This window comes from Pseudomonas sp. ML2-2023-6, from assembly GCF_037055265.1.
In the GTDB taxonomy this organism is placed as follows: domain Bacteria; phylum Pseudomonadota; class Gammaproteobacteria; order Pseudomonadales; family Pseudomonadaceae; genus Aquipseudomonas; species Aquipseudomonas kulmbachensis.
The window spans coordinates 3,709,845-3,727,993 of the sequence record NZ_CP146347.1; the positions used below are offsets into that span (position 1 = coordinate 3,709,845).

Sequence of the window (18,149 nt, forward strand, 5' to 3'; positions counted from 1 at the left end):
TCCAGGCAAGCGACGCCGGGCTGCGCCTGAGCACAACCCGGGGCCAGAGTCGGTCACTTAGCGAATCCCGGCCCCTGCCAGGGCGTCCGGTGCCCACTGCACTTTAGACAGGGTCTCGCTGTACTTGATGCCGCCGTACGGACCCACAATGCCGTTGATGTTGTAGTTGCCGCCCACCAGGTCATAGATCATGAAAGGTGTCGTGTCAGGGGTCTGCTTGTCGTAGCTCTGACTGAGAAAGGTGAAGGCGCCACGGTAGAGTTTGCCGCTCGAATCGTACTGATCGGAGGCCAGAGCGATCCAGCTGTCTTCATCCAGATAGAAGCGACGCTTGTGATAGATGTGGCGTGCACCGGGCTTGAGCGTGGCTTCCACCACCCAAACCCGGTGTTTCTCCCAGCGCACATAGTCGGGGGCAAGGTGGTTGGGCGTTATCAGCAACTTGGCCTGCTGCGCGTACGTGAGTTTGTAAGTGTTGTAGGGCACGATCATTTCCTGCTTGCCCACCAGCTTCCAGTCGTAGCGGTCCAGCGCCCCGTTGAACACAAACGTATCGTCGTAGGTATTGGCTCCGGCCGTGCCGGGGTTGGGCGTGTCATAGGCCAGGTCCGGCGCCAGCTTGACTCGGCGCTGCCCCGGCAAGTACTGCCAGGCCTTGCGCGGCTGGGCCAGCGGGTCGGCGGAGTCCTTGAGCATGATTGCCTCGCCCGCACGCCGCGCAGGCCCGGTGTAATACAGCTTCATCTGGTAAAAAATATCGCTGCTGGCAACCGGCTTTGACATGTTTTCGTAGATCGGATAATTCATGTACGCCAGCGCCGTGGTGGACAGTGTCGGCACCCCCGCAGCGTCTACGTTCCATGAATCGTACTTGGCATTGAAATTGGTACCCAGGTAGCGCAACAGGTGGTTCCACATGGCTTCGCTGCCGTTTTGCGGAATCGGAAACGGCACACCGGGCAGTACGTTATCGATGGCCAGGCCGCCGTTGAGACTCTTGGCATCGGTGGCATTTTTCAGGCTGTTGTCCAGCACCGTCTTGGGCAAGGCGACCGTGCGGTGGGTGGGGTACACATCGATACGATAGGTGGGGTAACGCTTGGCCAGTTCCACCGTGGTGGCAGTCAGCATGCCCTTGTACTGGTCGACGTTTTTACCATCGATAACCAGTACCGGCTTCTCATCGACAAAGGGGTCGGGCCGCATGTTTTCACCGGCCTTGAAACTGGCCGGAGGGGTGGTCAATCCGCCCTTGTAGGCCGGGATCGAACCGTCTGCATTGCCCGCCATCTCGCCGCCGACTCCGGTCAGGCTGGTGCCCAGCCTTGCCGCGTCCTGAGCCGATACACCAGCCTGGGCCTGGGCGCTGATCACTGCAGCGAGGGACACTGCCAGTATGTTGTTTAGAAATCGCATCTGAATTCTCTCCACTTGTTTTTATAATTCGAGCGTCAATCAGAAGGTGGTCTTGAACGAGGCCGTGACCATGCCGCGGTCTTTCAACAGCGGCGACAGTCCGGCTTGGGAAGTGATCTGGCCGGGGATGCACTGGTACAGGCCATTGGCACCCGGGGTGTTGTTGTCGAAGCCGGTTTCACACGTATCGAAAGGGCCAAAAGCATCGACGTACTTGAGGTCCAGCTTGTACTTCTGATAGATATCCGCCGCGACGCCGATGGAGTAACTGCCGGCATTTTCGTTGCCGCCCAGTTGCACCGCCGAGTTGCCCTTGAGGCCAACGTTGTAGGCCAGCGGCATATACATATCGACGCCCGGGAACACCTGAAACCAGGTCGGGGTCAGGTTGACCGCCAGGGTGTAGGCATTGGTGTCGACCTTATCGACGCCTCTGTAGCTGGAGTCGCCCTTGAAGGTCTGCTTGCCCTTGTCGACACTCACCAGATGGGTCATCGCACCTTCAACCGCCAGTGACGATGAGTCCCACAGCGGCGTCTTGCCAAAACTCACCAGGCCATTGAGCACAATATGCAAGGTCTTGCCCCGGGCAAGCCCGGTATCGCCCTTGCCCGGTACGCCGCCAATCAGGTTGGCGCCGTTGACCAGCCCCGCCCCCGCCTGCGCCGCCAGCGTCGAGTTGATGGTGCTGAAGTTGCTCACCAGCGGCATGTTTTCGCGGTAGTTCAGGTCAAGCCCCACGCTGACCGGCCCCACGCCCTTCGACAGGCTGATGCCGTAGATATCGATGTCATCGGCATAGGCCGTCAGGTACTCGACGCCTTCCAGACCGGCCAGCCCCGGCAGGTGCAGGTTGGGCGCGTTGATCAGAACCGAGGGCATGGGGTCCGAGGTGTTGCGGTAGTAGAAGCCCAAGGTGCCGTCCAGCCACTCCGGGCTCCATTTAGCCATCAACCCGTAATCACCGGAGTTGCGCGGTTTGACATCATGCCCACGGGGGGCACCGTAGTAGGCACCGGCCCCGCCCAGCAATCCCGGCACGGGCAGCCAGAACACATCGGCGCCCTCGCCCAGCATGTCGTAGCCGCCCATATAGGTTCCGCCTTCAGGCAGGCGCGAGTTCTGGAACTCCAGGAAATACTGCGCGCCCAGGGTCAGCTCAGGGTTGACCGTGAAAGACACGGAGAGCTGGTTGCGCGGCAGGAACAGTTCCTTGGTTTCGGTGCCGGGTACGTTGTACAGCTTTGCCAGGTCAAGAGCCGACTGCCCGTAGTTGATACCGTTGGCCGCGTTGAACAGGGTTTCGCCCCAATACACGTTGTGCTTGCCGAGCTTGGCGCTGAGCATCGACTCGTCACCAATTTCGGTGCTGTAAAACACAAAGGCATCGAGGATTTCGCCGGACGGCCCGTTGTAATAACGGTCGGTGTAGTTGCTCAGCCCATGTTTGCGAGCGGTATGGCCGTTGAGCGAGTCACCGGGCTGAATCGCCCCTCCGCCAGCAGGTCGGGCCGCCACCAGATTACCGGCGTTGCCCGCCTGCCCCGGAAACGGATTGGAGTTGGAGCCCACATGGTCATACGCGTGGTCGTACCAGCTTGCGCCGCTGACCCGAAAACCCATTTTCCCCTGATAGACAACATCCAGCTCGGTCAGCAAATCAACGCGCTGGGTGACGGCGCTGCCGACACTGAAGTTGTTGTCGCCGTCATTGAGGTTGGCGGTGTCGGCAATTTTCGAGTTCTGACTTTCAACCCGTTGCCCATAGCTGGCCTTGAGCGTGTTATCGAAGCGTACGGCCCAGTCTTCAGTGCCGTCGGTAAGTTCAAACCCTTGAGCTGCGGGCATGCAAGCGAGCAGCATGGCGCTGCTCAGCAGGCTGCGACCTGTGATGTTATGCATTACGTTGTCTCCGTTTTTCTTGTTTTTGTTTTTTGGTTTTAACAACGGCTCACACCCGGTCCTGGCGATGGTGCGAGCATATTTGAGGCAGGGCTTTCAGCGGGTTTGGCTAGCGATCCAACGTGCGGATCAACTCATCGGCTTGTGGCCAGTCGCCGTAGCCGGCGGCAGGATTGAGATGACCTACCGCGCCCAGGTTGACCAATTCACTGCCCCAGCCCAGGGCCAGCCTGGTGACTGCCTGCAAGCTGGCAAGGTGGTCATTGGTGCTGGCCGCCACAATCGAGGGGAATGGCAGAGCCCCTTTGGGGAGCGGGTCCCAGCCATTGGCGCGCAGACTTTGCGAGGTCGGATAGCCTTGCGGCCAACTGGCCTCAAGATCCGGCGGTGCAGCCAGCAAGGCGCCCTTGATCGGGCGCTGATGAACCGCAGCCCAGTGCGCAACCATCAGCACACCGGCACTGTGCGCCACTAGAATTACCGGGCCGCTGATGGTCTGCAGCTCGCGCTGAATTGCGTCCACGCGAGCCGCCAGGCTGAGTTTGTGCTCCTCCAGCGGTGGCACCGAGCGAACTTTGCCCAGCCGCGCCTGCAGTAGCGTCTGCCAATGCTGCGGCACGTGATCACGCAAGCCCGGAACAATCAAAACCGTGGTTTCACTCATCGATCCATTCACCCTTGAACATGCCATCGAACCGTTCGCCAACGCTGCGAACCCTGCTGACTGCACAGTAGATTTCGACTGCCCCCAACGCTTCACATTTGGCGTCAACCACTTCTCTTTTGATGACAGCGGGAGCGGATCACAGCGATGGTTTGCCCTTGGGTACTTTTCATTGCACGACCAAAGCTCTATAAATGCGCGGCAGTAGCGCTGGTGAGACCTCTTTTGTCACCCAAGGGAAGACATACACGCCATGACCGTTCTAGCCCGATCCGCCGCACTGACCAATTACCTGGAAGTGGCTCGCCATTTGCGGCTGAACGTGAACACGCTATTGGCTGATGCAGGCTTGAGCCCTGCGATCCTCAGCGACCCCAAGCAGCGCATTCCGGCCAACGCCGCTGTCACGCTGCTGGAGCACTCGGCGCAACAAAGCGGTTGTGAAACCCTGGGCCTGCGCATGGCCGAGTTGCGTCACTTGTCAGACTTCGGTGAAGTCAGCCTGCTGCTCAGCCACCAAAACAATCTGCGCGATGCCCTGCAAGTGATCGTGCAGTACCGTCACCTGCTCAACGACTCGCTGGCGATTTTCATTGAGGAGACCGGCAAGACCGTGATCATTCGTGAAGAGCTGATCACCGAGGTCGCCACAAGCAACCGCCAGGCCATCGAACTGGCCATCGCCGTCATGCATCGCTTTTGTGCCGCCCTGCTCGGCGCGCACTGGAGCCCGATCAATGTGTGCTTTACCCATGAAGCGCCAAGCGACCTGAGCGTGCATCGGCGGATTTTCGGCTGCAAGATTGAGTTCGGTTGCGAGTTCAACGGTATCGTTTGCCCCGCCACCAACCTCGACACTGCCAACCCGCTGGCCAATGAAGCAATGGCTCGGCATGCGCAGCGCTACCTGGATTCGCTGCAAGGCAAAAACAACGGCTCACTGGCGTTCGATGTGCGCAAATCAATCTACCTGCTGCTGCCCATGGGGCGCGCCACCATCGAACAGATTGCCCAGAGCCAAGGGATGAACGTGCGCACCCTGCAACGCCGTCTGGTAGAGGACGGGGCCAGTTTCAGCGAGTTGATCAATAGCGTGCGCCGCGACCTGGTCATTCGCTATCTGGAGAACCCCGGTTACTCGCTGGGCCGGATCACGGACATGCTCGGTTACTCCATGCCCAGTTCATTCACCCGCTGGTTTATTTCCCAGTTCGACATGCCCCCCGCTGCCTGGCGTAGCGAGCATAAAATCGCGCTGCGCAAAGACAACTGAGCACAAACAAAAAAACGCCCGCACGTGACCACGGGCGAGCGCAAAAGGAGCATCGATTTACAGGCCCCAGCGCATCAACAGCAGCACCAGCACCACCAGAAACACCGTCTCCCCCAGCATCAGCAAAATAGGTTTGATGCCTACGGACGCCAGTTCCTTGAGCTGGGTTTTCATGCCCAGGGCGCTGATTGCGACCACCAGGCACCAGCGCGACAGTTCATTGGTAAAGCCCTGCACCACCGGCGCCACCCAACCGGTGCTGTTGATACACGCCAGGATCAAAAAGCCGACGGCAAACCATGGCAACAGTGGCGGGCGTTTGCCTGTGGGATCGGCGCCCTGCATACGAGTAATCATTGCGGCGCAGACGATCACCGGCAGCAGCATCGCGACCCGCATCAACTTGACCACGGTGGCGGTGTCGCCGGTCTCGGTGGACATGCTGTAGCCGGCACCGACCACTTGGGCAACGTCATGAATGGTCGCTCCCAGAAACACCCCGGACTGTTGCGGTGAAAGTTCGAGCCAGTTGGCAATCATCGGATAGATGATCATGGCCATGGTCGACAACGCCGAGACGCCAATCACGGTAAACAGCGTGGCCCGCTCTTTCTGCGGATGGTTAGGCAAGGCCGCCGCCAGCGCCAATGCCGCGGAGGCACCGCAGATGGCCGTGGCGCCACCGGTCAGCATGCCGAACAGGCGCTGAAAACCCATCGCCTTGGCCGCCACCACCGAGACCACGATGGTCACCAGCACGAGCGTCACCACCAGTACCACGGGTTTCCAGCCCAGCGCCGCAATCTGCTCCAGGGTGATGCGCATCCCCAGCAGTGCCACGCCTATGCGCAACACGGTACGCGAGGTGAACTCGATACCCGCCTTGCATGTGCCCTCCCCCGCAAGAAAGTTCAGCGCCATGCCCAGCAACAGGGCAAACAGCATCACCGGCGCACCGTAGTGCTCAGAAAGAAAACTCGCCGCTGCGGCGACCGTCAGGCTAACGATAAAACCGGGAGCCAGTTCCCGCACACGGCTGTGGGCGCAGGCCAAGGCGATAACACTCATACGGCAAGTTCCTTTGCAGCAAAGACAATAAATACCTGGCCGTCGATTACCTCGATCGGGTAGTTGGCGACTTTCAGGTGGGTGGAATTGAGCAGATAACCGCTGGCCAGATCAAAGCGCAGGCCGTGGGCACAGCACTGGATCACCCGGCCCTCAAGTCGGCCACCGCACAGCGAAGAGCCCTGATGCGGGCAACTGTCGTCGATGGCATAGAGCTGACCGGCGACATTGAACAGCGCCAGGCTGTTACCCGCGGGCTCGAACAGTGTGCGCATGCCGGGTGCCGGAACCTTCTCGGCGGGCACGGCAATTCGCATCACCGCGCTCACGACAGCACCTCGCAGGCAGGCTTGTGGGGTGTCTCAACCACCTCCTGAATCCTGGCGCTGGCCACATCGTTGAGGTAATGGTGGCGGGTGTAGAAGAACACTGCCGCTGCAGCGATGCTCATCAATGGCATCCACTGGAGTGCTCCATGCAGACCAATAACGTCCGAAACCCGGCCGGTGATAAAAGGTCCAGGAGCCAGGCCCAGCAGGTTGTTGGCCAGGGTCAGGGTGGCAAACGCAGTGCCATGCACCGAGTAGTGGGTCAAGTTGGCAACCATAGCGGCGCAAGTACCGTTAGTGCCCGCCACCATCAACATGCCCATGCCGATCAGCACCAGTTGTACTGGCCCGGCAGGCAGGATCAACGCCAGCGACAGCAGCAGGCAGCTGCCCAGGCAGTAAGCGATGGAGATCTCGATTTTGCGCAATGGTGACTGACGGCAAAGACGATCACTGAGCATCCCGCACAGGATTGCCCCGGCGCCACAACACAACACCATGATTGCCGCGACACTGCCCGCCCTGGCCTCGCCCATCGCGTAATAGCGATTCAGATAGCTGGGCATCCATACGATCAAGCTGCCCGTGACGGCCATCTGTAACCCGCTGCCCACATAGGCCGCGATCACCGAGCGGGTACTGTACAAGGTCCGCAGCGGACGTTTGAACACGGTCTTGCTCTGGTTCCTTAAGCTCGCCAGACGTTGTGGAGCGATGCGGGCTTCCTTGACGATCAACGGGTAAAGCACTGCCAGTACCAGACCAAACAGCGCCATGCTGGCGAACGACCAGCGCCAGCCCAGTTTGGCCGCGATGGCTCCGCCCAGGGCGATGCCGAGCACCGAACCAAACAGACCACCCGCCATAAAGGCACTGGCCAAGGTGGCACGCATGCTTTTGGGGAACACCGAGACCACCACGGCGATACCGACGCTACCGTAGGCCGCTTCGCCGACACCGACCATAAAGCGCGCAATCAGCATGTGCTGGTAATTCTGCGCCAGCGCGCAACCTAAAGTGGCCAGACTCCAAAGCAAGGCCATCAGAGCCAGGCTTTTGACTCGCCCAAAGCGGTCGGCCATCAGTGACAGGGGGAAGGTCAAAAGGCCGACCATCAGGGCAACGATGCCACTGAGCAGGCCCAGTTGGCTGTCACTCAGTGCCCATTCACTTTTGAGTGTCGGGAATACGGCATTGAGTACCTGGCGGGACATGTAATCAGAAATCAACAAGCCAAAAGTCAGCGCGAACACAATCCAGGCGTATCTGCGCGGGATACCGGCCGACGTGTCTTCTTCATCGCCCACAGTGCTGTGGTGATAGGCCATGCAGCCTCCTCGGTGTCTTGCACCTGTTTTTTATTGTTGTTTTTTGGTCCTGCGCAAGCAGGAAGCCTCGAGCTTCCTGCTTCATGTCACCTCACGCGCGACGCGGTACGCCTTTTTGCCCCGGCTTGCGGTTGGGCGCCATGCCGTTGGCCAGCAGGGTTTGTTCGACCGTCTCGTACTGCACCCCGATACGGTAGATGTCGCGGGCCTCTTTGCCGGTGGCGATCTCACGTCCCAGTTCGTGGGCGATGCGCACGGTCTGCTGGATCTGCTGCACGCTGGTAAAGCGTTTGCCGTGCTGGTCGATGATCGTGTCTTCAGTCCCCACGCGCGGGTGCAAGCCCATGGCCAAGGCGATGGTATTGAGCGGCAGCATGTTCTTGATCAGCGACTCGGAAGTCAGCGTGCAGCCATCCGGTACGCGATTGATAAAGTTGAACATATTGAACGGGTTGGGGCCGTCGAAACCGCCACCAATACCGATCCAGGTCAGGTTCAACGGACCTTTGTAGAGCCCCTTGCGCACCATGCGTTCCAGGGTTTCGTAGGCATGGATGCCGGTCAACTGGAAGTGCGGCTGGATATTGTTGGCCTGCAAACGCTTGAGGTGTTCGGTCACCCAGGCCGGACCTGCCGGAACCGTCATTTCGCTGTAGGCAGCTTCGTAAAGCGGATTGTCCAGGGAGGTGCCTTCGCGATACTCCGGGTACAGCAATTCCATGATGTTCATTTGAGTGGTGTTGATCGCTACCGTCACCTGATCCGGCCGAGGCGACAGCTCCGCGAGCATGTGCCGGGTGTCGTCGGACAGCCACAGGGCCGCTTCGCCATCGCTTTCAGGCGCGAAGGAAATCGAGCCGCCAACCTGGATAATCATGTCGGGCACGGCTTCACGCACACCGGCGATCAACTCGTTGAACTTGGACAAACGCTTGGAACCTTTGCCGTCCAGCTCGCGTACATGCAAGTGAAGTACGGTGGCGCCTGCTTCATAGCAGTCAACAGCCTTCTGTACCTGCTCATCCATGGTCACCGGAATATCTTCCGGGAAGTCTTCGGGCATCCACTCAGGGGCATAAGGGGCGACGGTAATAACCACCTTTTCCATGTTTTCGGGGTGCAGGGAATCGTCGAAAAATTGCATGTCGGTGTCCTTTTTATTGTTGTTCGCCCAACGGGCATTGATCTGGCTTCAGGTGAGGTTGGTCAGTCGGTAGTTGAGCCGCGGATCCCGGCGCGTTCCATTTTTCGATGGCACGCGGGGTAGTCCATCACCGCATAGTGCTGGGTACTGCGGTTGTCCCAGATAGCGATGCTGTTTGGCTTCCAGCGCCAGCGCACCTGGTATTCCGGAATGCTCGCCTGGCCAATCAGGTAGCGCAGCAACTCGGACGCACCGTGGCTGAAGTCCTGGCCGTAACGCACGCGCTCGGCGGTGTGGTAGTTGCTGAAGTGGGTGGCGAATGAATTGACGAACAGCACTTTCTCGCCAGTCTCCGGGTGGGTACGCACCACTGGGTGTTCCGCATCCGGGTACTGGGCCTTGAGCGCCAGACGTTTTTCGATGGGCATCGCCGCGCCGAAACTGGCCTCGATGCTGTGCCGGGCACGCAGGCCCTCAAGCTTCGCTTTCACGTCGTTTGGCAAGCGTTCATAAGCCACCACCATATTGGCCCACATGGTGTCGCCCCCAACCGGCGGGCACTCGACACAGCGCAGTACGCAACCCATCGGCGGCTCATCGCGCCAGGTGGCATCGGTGTGCCAGCTGTTCTCGTAACGGTCAGCCGGACTGTCCGGGGTCTTGTAAATCTGCACCAGCCCGGGATGGTCCGGGTGGCTGCCAAGCACCGGATGGTTTTCCAGCTCACCGAAGCGCCGGGCGAAGGCCACGTGATCGGCGCGACTGATGTCCTGGTCCCTGAGGAACAGCACGCGATGCTTGAGCAACTGGGCACGGATCTCAGCGAACAGGCCCGCGTCATGAACGGCATCGGCAAGGTTGACGCCGGTAAGCTCGGCGCCAATGTGACAGGTAAGTTGTTCGACTTGCATGACGAATAACCTCCTTGGTCCTTAGATAACGAAGATCGACGAGCCAGTGGTCTTGCGCGATTCCAGGTCACGGTGAGCCTGGACGGCATCCTGCAAGCTGTAATGCTGGTTGATCTCGATCTTGATCCGGCCGCTGCCCACCAGATCGAACAGCTCACCGGCCAGGTCGGCCTTCTCTGCCGGGTCTGCGATGTAATCAGCCAATGCCGGGCGCGTCATGAACAGCGACCCTTTCATCGCCAGCAACGCCGGGTTAAATGCCGGGATCGGGCCGGAAGCGGTACCCACGCAGACCATCAGGCCGCGGCGTTTAAGCGAGTCCAGCGAACCCATAAAGGTACTTTGGCCCACGCTGTCGAACACCACGTTGACGCCCACACCATCGGTCACTTCGCGGACGCGGCTGGCAACATCCTCGTGACTGTAATTGATCACATGATCGCAACCATGGGCGCGGGCAACTTCGCCCTTGGCATCGCTGGACACGGTGCCGATCACTTTCAGGCCCAACAGCTTGGCCCACTGCGAAACGATCAGACCCACACCACCGGCGGCGGCATGCAACAGGATGCTGTCCCCGGCCTTGAAGTCATGGATGCGGCGCATCAGGTAGGCAGACGTCAGCCCGCGCATGGTCATGGCTGCGGCTGTTTCGAAAGAGATGCTCTCCGGCAGTTTGATCAATGGCGCAGCCGAGATCAGGCGCTCGGTGCTGTAGGCACCCAGGGTGTTGAGGAAGCCGGTATAGGTGACACGATCCCCGACCGCGACATTGCTCACCCCCTCACCCACTGCGGCCACGATACCGGCCGCCTCAACGCCCATGCCGTTGGGCATCGGGATCGGGTAGGTGCCGTTGCGAAAATAGGTATCGGCATAATTGAGGCCAACGGCGACGTGACGCAGCCGAACCTCACCCGGGCCCGGGTCACCGACTTCCACCTCCTCGAAGCGCAGCACCTCGGGACCACCGGTTTCGTAAAAACGTACGACTTGGGCCATGCTTTTGTTTCTCCAATCAGCGTTCTGAGCGCACTACGGCGATTTACGTTGACTGGAATGTAAACAACGGGGGGGTCAGGTGCTTCTCATCAGACGACAACGACTTCTCTTTTCATGACAGTTGACGAGTAGAACGAGGCTACAAACGATTGATACACAACAAGTCGGCGCCTACTCAAAATCACTGGCTACCCGCCACTTATCCAGCAAGCTGTCAAACATCGCCTGGGCCGCGGCCGACAACTCATGACCGGGCTTGGTCAGTATGCCTATGGCCCGCTCCACCACCGGTTCATGCAGGGTGATGCAACACGCGCCGAGTTCGCGCATCTGCTCGGCGCACAGGGCCGGTACTGCGCTGACGCCCAGCCCGCTGGCGACCATGCGCCCCACCGTGGCCAGTTGATGACTCTCGAACTCAACCGGCAACTTCATCTGCCGTGCCTGCAGGTGTTCCTCAAGCATCACCCTTACCGCAGAGGGCCGTTGCAAGGTAATGAACGGCTGTTGGAGCAGGGTTTTCCAGTCAATCAGCGAGCGCCCTGCCAACTCGGACTCTCGAGGCACCACCGCGACAAAACGGTCCAGATACAACGGGGTAAACGTCAACGACGAACCGGCCGCAGGCTCAAAAGCCACGCCCAGTTCCACCTGCCGGTCACGCACCATTTCCAGCACTTGCTCGTTGATCACGTCATTCACCGTGACGTTGACCTTGGGATAACGCACGCGAAAACTCTTCAAAATAGCTGGCAGCACGTTGCCCGAAAACGAAGGAATGGCCGCCAGGGTCACGCGCCCACGTTGCAGGGTGAAGCGCTGGCGCATCTCATCCTCGGCATTGTCCCAGTCGGCGATCAGGCGCCGGGCCAGCGGCAGCAGCGATTCGCCTTCCGAGGTAAGGGCCACATTGCGCGTGGTCCGGCTGAACAAGCGCCCGCCCAAGCCCTCCTCCAATGCTTTGATGGTCAGGCTCAAGGCAGACTGCGATAGATGCAGGCGCTCGCAGGCGACGGCAAAACTCAGGCTCTGGGCCACAGCAAGGAAAGCGCGGATCTGTTTCACGGTCATGGGCTTGGCCTCAAAATGATTAATTCATTTTACCTATTAATAAACATTAAAAATCAACTTAACAAATCAATCCCGTGCGGTAACACTCGCTACAAATGGCTAAGCACAGCCCACAAACAATAAAAGAGGTGCATATGGCAGGTTTCGACAAGCGCGTGGCGTCCTACGAGGAAGCCCTGGCCGGTCTCAAGGACGGCATGACTGTGATCTCTGGCGGCTTTGGCCTGTGCGGGATCCCGGAGAACCTGATCAACGAGATCAAGCGCCAGGGTATCCGCGACCTGACCGTGGTTTCAAACAACTGTGGGGTTGACGGTTTCGGTCTCGGTGTACTGCTCGAAGATCGCCAGATCAGCAAGGTGATCGCCTCGTATGTGGGTGAAAATGCCCTGTTCGAAAAGCAGCTGCTGAGCGGCGAAATCGAGGTGGAATTGACCCCTCAAGGCACCCTCGCCGAAAAAATGCGCGCTGGCGGTGCCGGTATCCCGGCATTTTTCACCGCCACCGGCGTCGGCACGCCCGTGTCCGACGGCAAGGAAACCCGTGAGTTCAAGGGCCGCGCCTACCTGATGGAAGAGTCCATCACCGGCGATTTCGCCATTGTCAAAGGCTGGAAAGCCGACCACTTCGGCAACGTGATCTACCGCCACACTGCACAGAACTTCAACCCGCTGGCCGCCACTGCGGGCAAGATCACCGTGGTTGAAGTCGAAGAAATCGTCGAACCCGGCGAGCTGGACCCGACGCAGATCCATACCCCAGGCATTTACGTCGACCGGATCATTTGCGGCACGTTCGAAAAACGTATCGAACAGCTCACCGAGCGTTCCTGATCCCCACCTGAATTTGCCCAAGCCCCAGCTCAAAGCTCTTGACCCGGAGCACGGAGAATAAAAATGGCTCTTTCCCGCGAACAAATGGCTCAGCGCGTCGCCCGCGAAATGCAGGACGGCTTCTACGTAAACCTCGGTATCGGCATCCCGACCCTGGTGGCCAACTACATCCCCGAAGGCATGGAAGTCATGCTGCAATCGGAAAACGGCCTGCTTGGCATGGGCGCATTCCCCCGCGTCGGTGAAGCGGATGCCGACATGATCAACGCCGGCAAACAAACCGTCACCGCCCGTACGGGCGCGTCGATTTTCTCCTCGGCCGAATCGTTCGCGATGATTCGCGGCGGCCATATCGACCTCACCGTACTCGGCGCTTTCGAGGTCGACGTACACGGCAACATCGCCTCCTGGATGATTCCCGGCAAGATGGTCAAGGGCATGGGCGGCGCGATGGACCTGGTGGCGGGCGCGGATAACATCATCGTCACCATGACCCATGCCTCCAAGGACGGAGAGTCAAAATTGCTCTCGCGTTGCAGCCTGCCGCTGACCGGCGCCGGGTGCATCAAACGCGTACTGACCGACCTTGCCTACCTGGAAATCGACAACGGTGCGTTTATCCTCAAGGAGCGCGCACCCGGCGTCAGTGTTGACGAGATCATCCGCAAAACCGCGGGCAAGCTGATCGTTCCGGACCACGTACCGGAAATGCAATTCGCCTGAACCGGCCATTTTTAGGAGAGATTTGATGCAAGAAGTCGTCATTGTCGCCGCTACTCGTACGGCGATTGGCAGTTTTCAGGGCGCGCTGGCCAATATCCCGGCAGCCGAACTCGGCGCTGCGGTGATCCGTCAGTTGCTGGCAAAAACTGGCCTCAAGGGTGATCAGGTAGATGAAGTAATCCTCGGCCAGGTGCTGACCGCAGGCTGCGGGCAAAACCCGGCACGTCAGGCGTCGATCCTTGCCGGGCTGCCCCACACGGTCCCGGCACTGACCCTCAACAAACTCTGCGGTTCCGGCCTCAAGGCCTTGCACCTGGCGACCCAGGCGATTCGTTGCGGCGATGCCGAGGTGATTATCGCCGGTGGCATGGAAAGCATGAGCCTGGCGCCCTATGTGCTGCCTGCCGCTCGCACCGGCTTGCGGATGGGCCATGCGAAGATGCTCGACAGCCTGCTGCACGACGGTTTGATGGACGCTTTCAACGATTACCATATGGGTATCACTGCCGAAAATCTGGCAGAAAAATACCACCTCAGCCGTGAACAACAGGACGCTTTCGCCGCCGCCTCGCAACAAAAAGCCAGCGCGGCCATCGAATCCGGGCGCTTCGCGGACGAGATCACGCCGATCCTGATTCCACAGCGCAAGGGCGATCCACTGTCCTTCGAGGTCGATGAACAACCCCGCGCCGGGATCACTGCCGAGTCGCTGGGCAAGCTCAAGCCAGCATTCAAGAAAGACGGCAGCGTCACCGCCGGCAACTCCTCGACCATCAATGATGGCGCCGCAGCCGTGGTGCTGATGAGTGCCGACAAGGCCAAGGCCTTGGGCCTGCCGGTACTGGCCCGGATCGCCGGTTATGCCAGCGCCGGTGTCGACCCGGCAATCATGGGTATCGGCCCGGTAGCGGCGACCCGCACCTGCCTGAGCAAGGCTGGCTGGGACCTCAACCAACTGGACCTGATCGAAGCCAACGAAGCCTTCGCCGCGCAATCGCTGGCGGTGGGCAAAGAGCTGGAATGGGATATGGCCAAGGTTAATGTCAACGGTGGCGCCATTGCTCTGGGCCATCCGATCGGGGCCTCAGGTTGCCGTGTGCTGGTGTCGCTGCTGCACGAGATGATCAAGCGCGACGACAAAAAAGGCCTCGCCACCCTGTGCATCGGCGGCGGCATGGGCGTGGCCCTGGCCATCGAGCGCAGCTAAGGTGTAAAGCGTTCAAACAGCCAGCGTGCGGACCCACGATATCCAAGCGTTGGCTGGCACTACTCCCGGCGTGACTTCGGTCACGCCGGGTTTTTTTTGACCCGGGTTTGCTCGGGAGCAATCACCTGACCATCGTCAGTGACAGGTTGCATCAGGCCCAGCGGCAGGCCTGTGGCGCTGTCCACCAACTGCGAACGCGCCTCTTCGGGCTCGAACAAGTACTGCTCGGCCCATTGCCGAAATGCAACGACCACCGGGAACAGGCTCTCGCCCTTCGCCGTCAGCACGTACTCCTGGTACGAGGTCCCGTCTGATGCCGGGCGCACTTCAAAAATACCGGCCTCAACCAGGTTTTTCAGGCGGTTGGTCAATACGCTGCGCGCAACCCCCAGACCACTCTGGAAATCACCGAAACGCCGAACGCCATCAAACGCGTCGCGCACAATCAGCAACGACCAGCGGTCGCCGATCAAGTCCACAGACCTGGCCACCGGACAGGTTGGCGCTGGATCAATGTGCTGCTTGGCCATACAGGCTCCTTTGCTTGCCTCGGAAATCAGATTGACTTCACGCAACAAGTTTTATTTTAAGACTGGTTAGCCTAGAATGAAACAAGTCTTATTTTGAGACTAGATTGCCAAGAGGTTTGCCCGTGCACAGTGATCATGTTTACCCAGCCCCTGCGGCAACTCCACGCGGGCTGGTCGCGCTGCTTGCCAGCGCCAGCGGGCTGAGCGTGGCCAACGTTTATTACGCCCAGCCGTTGCTGGATCAACTGGCTGCCGACTTTGCCATCAGCCCTGGCGCCGTTGGCGGGGTAATTACTGCCACCCAAATCGGCAGCGTACTGGCCTTGCTGCTGGTCGTGCCGCTGGGTGACCAGATCAACCGCCGCCGCTTGATGTTGGCCCAGATTGGCGCATTGATCGCGGCACTATTTTGCGTCGGCGCAACCCACTCCCCCGCGATCCTGCTTTTGGCCATGCTCGCGGTCGGGCTGTTGGGAACCGCCATGACCCAGGGTCTGATTGCCTTCGCCGCCACCTCGGCCCTGCCCCAGGAACGTGGCCGGGTGGTCGGCACAGTTCAAGGCGCCGTTGTGATTGGCCTGTTGCTGTCACGGTTGGCTGCCGGGCTGATCTCGGACCTGGCTGGGTGGCGTTGGGTTTATCTGGGTTCAGCGCTGGTGATGACGGTGCTCGGCTTGATCCTTTGCAGCGTCTTGCCGACGCAGCGACCTTCAGCCGCCCCGATGCCGTATCCACGACTGGTTTGGTCAATGTTTACGTTGCTCAAACAAGACCGCGTACTGCAAATCCGCGGCATGCTCGCGTTGTTTATTTTTGCGGTGCTGGGCATTTTCTGGAGCGCCTTGGTGTTTCTCCTGACCCGGACGCCCTACGAGTTTTCGCACACCGCCATCGGCACATTCGGCCTGGTCGGTGTAGTGGGCGCGCTCGCCGCCACGCGCGCAGGCGTGTGGGCAGATAAAGGCCTGGGCCAATGGACAACCGGTGTATCACTGGGGTTGCTGATACTGGCCTGGTTTGCCCTGTGGCTCACCCCTTACTCGATGCTGTGGCTGGTCATCGGGGTGGTCATCCTCGACCTCGGCGCGCAGGCCATTCATGTGACCAACCAAAGCATGATCTTCAGTGCAAGTCCCGACTCACATAGCCGGATCGTGGGTTGCTACATGCTCTTTTATGCCGTCGGCAGCGGGCTGGGAGCACTGGCATCCACAGCCCTTTACGCAGCTTACGGTTGGACTGGCGTGTGCGTGCTTGGCGCCGGTGTCAGCGTGATAGCACTTGGGTTTTGGGCCGTGACATTGCGTTATATCCCTGGGACGGCTGAGCAACCGGCAACTTGTACTTAAAGACCTGCATTGGTGCCTGTCCTGTTATAGCTGCTCACATATCCACCCTGCTTCGATGAATCCCGGTTGCTAGTCTTTTTCCAGACAACCGGCGCGCAGCCACACCCACTCATCGGAGAATAGGATGCAGGCACGTATCAGTACTTGCCATCTGTCTCCAAATAGAGACAATCACTTATGAATCATGAAATACAGCAAACCAGGGTATTTGCTCTTTGGCTGCTGAATGTAAGAGATTTGCGTGCACGCATTGCCATCGCACGACGGATTGACCGGGTAATAACGGGCAACCTTGGAGACTTTAAATCCGTAGGCGATGGCGTATCCGAGCTGCGCATTGATGTCGGAGCCGGCTATCGCGTTTATTTCACCCTGCGCGGCGGCTCGATCGTGATTTTGCTGGCCGGGGGTGACAAGTCCACACAGCCTGCCGATATCCGCCAGGCAAAAAAAATGGCAAAGGAGATATAGCATGACCACTACACTGCTGCCGTTTGATATGGCAGAACTGCTGAACACCGACGAAGCCATCACTGAATACCTGACACAAGTGCTGGCCGAAGGCGATACTGACGAGCTTATCCGTGCCGTTGGCTACGTCGCAAAAGCCCGAGGTATGGCGCACATTGCAAATGACACAGGCCTTGGCCGTGCCAGTTTGTACAAAGCCTTCGCTCCGGGTGCCAAGCCCCGGTTTGAAACCGTGATTAAAGTGATGCATTCCTTGGGTATTGATTTGCAAGCAACAGCTCAACGCAGCAAACCCCGTAAATCCATGCCAACTACACGCTGACTAACCGCCTCGTCACAAGCGTTCACATATCCGCCCTATCGTGCCAAATGGCCGGCAGCTAGTCTTTTTTGGTGCAGTTGCGCCCACAGAGCTGCGCGTCCCCTTCCAAAAATAAAGGCACGCACATGAACAACACTCTTCACGCTTTTTTCCTGCTGCTGACAACCTTGCCCATTGGCGTTCAAGCGCATGAGTCTGAATCACTGACCCTTGTCACCCTCGCGGACGGCAACCGTGGGATCAAGAATGCTGTCGACATCGGCCCACCAGGCCCCTCGCAGGGCGATCTGTTTGTATTTGACCAACCCCTGATGAACGAAGCGCATCAGGATATCGGCACCAACAGTGGCTACTGCATCAATACAGTGCCCGCGGTTCACAGCCAGTGCCAATGGACCCTGTCCTTCACCGACGCTGCGGGAAAAGTTGAAGCCAGCATTGTTGTGGCAGGCCAAGAGCATGAGGTCGGCACATCGGTGGTGGCGGTCATTGGCAGCACCGGGAAATACGCAGGCTTTACGGGTGAAATGAGTACGCAACCGAAGCCGGATGGCACCTTTAGCCAGACACTCAAGCTGGTGCGTCAGGGCCCAACGCCGCAGTGAC

19 protein-coding genes are annotated in these 18,149 nt (G+C 59.3%); 8 read left to right on the forward strand and 11 right to left on the reverse strand.

What is annotated here, in order from left to right:
• Positions 1 to 57: 57 nt before the first annotated feature.
• From V6L79_RS17005 to V6L79_RS17015, 3 genes are all read right to left on the reverse strand, one after another.
• A complete protein-coding gene (locus V6L79_RS17005) occupies positions 58 to 1,416 on the reverse strand; it encodes a DUF1329 domain-containing protein (protein ID WP_261738488.1) in 1,359 nt (452 codons plus the stop codon).
• A 39-nt stretch (positions 1,417 to 1,455) separates the two neighbouring features.
• Positions 1,456 to 3,318: a DUF1302 domain-containing protein gene (locus V6L79_RS17010; protein ID WP_338579233.1), complete on the reverse strand. Its 1,863-nt coding sequence runs from the start codon at positions 3,316 to 3,318 to the stop codon at positions 1,456 to 1,458.
• 109 nt (positions 3,319 to 3,427) lie between these two features.
• Positions 3,428 to 3,982, reverse strand: a complete 555-nt coding sequence (locus V6L79_RS17015) for an alpha/beta hydrolase (protein ID WP_261738490.1) — start codon at positions 3,980 to 3,982, stop codon at positions 3,428 to 3,430.
• Between the two features lie 253 nt (positions 3,983 to 4,235).
• Here V6L79_RS17015 and V6L79_RS17020 point away from each other — a divergent pair, with 253 nt between their 5' ends.
• On the forward strand, positions 4,236 to 5,255 hold the full coding sequence (locus V6L79_RS17020; RefSeq protein WP_261738491.1) for an AraC family transcriptional regulator: 1,020 nt from the start codon (positions 4,236 to 4,238) through the stop codon (positions 5,253 to 5,255).
• A 57-nt stretch (positions 5,256 to 5,312) separates the two neighbouring features.
• Here the strand turns inward: V6L79_RS17020 and V6L79_RS17025 are convergent, their stop codons facing one another.
• From V6L79_RS17025 to V6L79_RS17055, 7 genes are all read right to left on the reverse strand, one after another.
• A complete protein-coding gene (locus V6L79_RS17025; protein ID WP_338579234.1) occupies positions 5,313 to 6,323 on the reverse strand; it encodes a putative sulfate exporter family transporter in 1,011 nt (336 codons plus the stop codon).
• Positions 6,320 to 6,640: a Rieske 2Fe-2S domain-containing protein gene (locus tag V6L79_RS17030; protein WP_261742446.1), complete on the reverse strand. Its 321-nt coding sequence runs from the start codon at positions 6,638 to 6,640 to the stop codon at positions 6,320 to 6,322. The genes V6L79_RS17025 and V6L79_RS17030 overlap by 4 nt, the downstream gene beginning before the upstream one ends.
• Positions 6,641 to 6,648: 8 nt before the next feature.
• Positions 6,649 to 7,980, reverse strand: a complete 1,332-nt coding sequence (locus tag V6L79_RS17035) for an MFS transporter (protein WP_261738493.1) — start codon at positions 7,978 to 7,980, stop codon at positions 6,649 to 6,651.
• Positions 7,981 to 8,071: 91 nt separating this feature from the next.
• Positions 8,072 to 9,124 carry a 3-keto-5-aminohexanoate cleavage protein gene (locus V6L79_RS17040; protein WP_261738494.1) on the reverse strand — a complete coding sequence of 351 codons (1,053 nt, stop codon included), beginning with the start codon at positions 9,122 to 9,124 and terminating at the stop codon, positions 8,072 to 8,074.
• Between the two features lie 62 nt (positions 9,125 to 9,186).
• Positions 9,187 to 10,035, reverse strand: coding sequence for a TauD/TfdA family dioxygenase (locus V6L79_RS17045; RefSeq protein ID WP_261738495.1), 849 nt, complete (start codon positions 10,033 to 10,035; stop codon positions 9,187 to 9,189).
• 21 nt (positions 10,036 to 10,056) lie between these two features.
• Positions 10,057 to 11,037 (reverse strand): quinone oxidoreductase, encoded by a 981-nt coding sequence (locus tag V6L79_RS17050; RefSeq protein WP_261738496.1) that lies wholly within the window; start codon positions 11,035 to 11,037, stop codon positions 10,057 to 10,059.
• Positions 11,038 to 11,208: 171 nt separating this feature from the next.
• A complete protein-coding gene (locus V6L79_RS17055) occupies positions 11,209 to 12,108 on the reverse strand; it encodes a LysR family transcriptional regulator (RefSeq protein ID WP_261738497.1) in 900 nt (299 codons plus the stop codon).
• Between the two features lie 134 nt (positions 12,109 to 12,242).
• Here V6L79_RS17055 and V6L79_RS17060 point away from each other — a divergent pair, with 134 nt between their 5' ends.
• The 3 genes from V6L79_RS17060 to V6L79_RS17070 all read left to right on the forward strand — a co-directional run bounded on the left by V6L79_RS17060 (position 12,243) and on the right by V6L79_RS17070 (position 14,871).
• Positions 12,243 to 12,941, forward strand: coding sequence for a CoA transferase subunit A (locus V6L79_RS17060; protein ID WP_338579235.1), 699 nt, complete (start codon positions 12,243 to 12,245; stop codon positions 12,939 to 12,941).
• A gap of 63 nt (positions 12,942 to 13,004) precedes the next feature.
• Positions 13,005 to 13,664 (forward strand): CoA transferase subunit B, encoded by a 660-nt coding sequence (locus tag V6L79_RS17065; protein WP_261738499.1) that lies wholly within the window; start codon positions 13,005 to 13,007, stop codon positions 13,662 to 13,664.
• Positions 13,665 to 13,689: 25 nt separating this feature from the next.
• On the forward strand, positions 13,690 to 14,871 hold the full coding sequence (locus V6L79_RS17070; protein ID WP_338579236.1) for an acetyl-CoA C-acetyltransferase: 1,182 nt from the start codon (positions 13,690 to 13,692) through the stop codon (positions 14,869 to 14,871).
• A gap of 80 nt (positions 14,872 to 14,951) precedes the next feature.
• Here the strand turns inward: V6L79_RS17070 and V6L79_RS17075 are convergent, their stop codons facing one another.
• A complete protein-coding gene (locus V6L79_RS17075) occupies positions 14,952 to 15,401 on the reverse strand; it encodes a helix-turn-helix domain-containing protein (protein ID WP_261738501.1) in 450 nt (149 codons plus the stop codon).
• A gap of 122 nt (positions 15,402 to 15,523) precedes the next feature.
• Here V6L79_RS17075 and V6L79_RS17080 point away from each other — a divergent pair, with 122 nt between their 5' ends.
• The 4 genes from V6L79_RS17080 to V6L79_RS17095 all read left to right on the forward strand — a co-directional run bounded on the left by V6L79_RS17080 (position 15,524) and on the right by V6L79_RS17095 (position 18,148).
• The gene (locus V6L79_RS17080; RefSeq protein ID WP_338579237.1) at positions 15,524 to 16,750 is read left to right on the forward strand and encodes an MFS transporter; all 1,227 of its coding nucleotides are present in this window, start codon (positions 15,524 to 15,526) and stop codon (positions 16,748 to 16,750) included.
• A 177-nt stretch (positions 16,751 to 16,927) separates the two neighbouring features.
• Positions 16,928 to 17,221, forward strand: a complete 294-nt coding sequence (locus V6L79_RS17085; RefSeq protein ID WP_261738503.1) for a type II toxin-antitoxin system RelE/ParE family toxin — start codon at positions 16,928 to 16,930, stop codon at positions 17,219 to 17,221.
• A 1-nt stretch (position 17,222) separates the two neighbouring features.
• Positions 17,223 to 17,543 carry an addiction module antidote protein gene (locus V6L79_RS17090; RefSeq protein ID WP_321836516.1) on the forward strand — a complete coding sequence of 107 codons (321 nt, stop codon included), beginning with the start codon at positions 17,223 to 17,225 and terminating at the stop codon, positions 17,541 to 17,543.
• A 125-nt stretch (positions 17,544 to 17,668) separates the two neighbouring features.
• Complete coding sequence (locus tag V6L79_RS17095) at positions 17,669 to 18,148, forward strand: hypothetical protein (RefSeq protein ID WP_321833451.1); 480 nt, start codon at positions 17,669 to 17,671, stop codon at positions 18,146 to 18,148.
• The last annotated feature ends 1 nt before the right edge of the window (position 18,149 follow it).